Raw genomic sequence first — 345 nt, 5'->3', positions numbered from 1 at the left:
GCGCGATCGGCGCGCCGTCGATCGCCGCCGCGTATACGTCGGTCGAGCGCCGCAACCTGCCGATGGCGACCACCTCGCTCAATATCGTGCAGCGCCTCGGCTGACCGGCGTTCACGACGCTATGCACGCTGTTCCTCGCGTGACGGTTGCAGGCCGAATCGGCATCGATCGGCGGCACGCAGGCCAGCGCGTACGCGTGGGCGTTCGGCCTGCTTTGCGCGCTGCATGCGGCGAGCTTCGTCACGACGCCGTGGCTGCCGTTCTGGTCGGCCGGCGCGGGCGGGCAACCTGCCGGCGCCGCACGCAGCGGTTCGCGCTGAACCTGGACACTGCGCCGCGCGGCGC

The 345-nt window shown here is 72.2% G+C and carries 1 pseudogene; it reads left to right on the top strand.

The features are described 5' to 3' along the window. A pseudogene (locus VL15_RS41640) lies at positions 1 to 320 on the top strand (MFS transporter); the annotation flags it as partial. Positions 321 to 345: the final 25 nt, after the last annotated feature.

The organism is Burkholderia cepacia (genome assembly GCF_001039005.1).
Taxonomy (GTDB): domain Bacteria; phylum Pseudomonadota; class Gammaproteobacteria; order Burkholderiales; family Burkholderiaceae; genus Burkholderia; species Burkholderia theae.
This window is presented reverse-complemented; position numbering and strand designations above follow the sequence as displayed.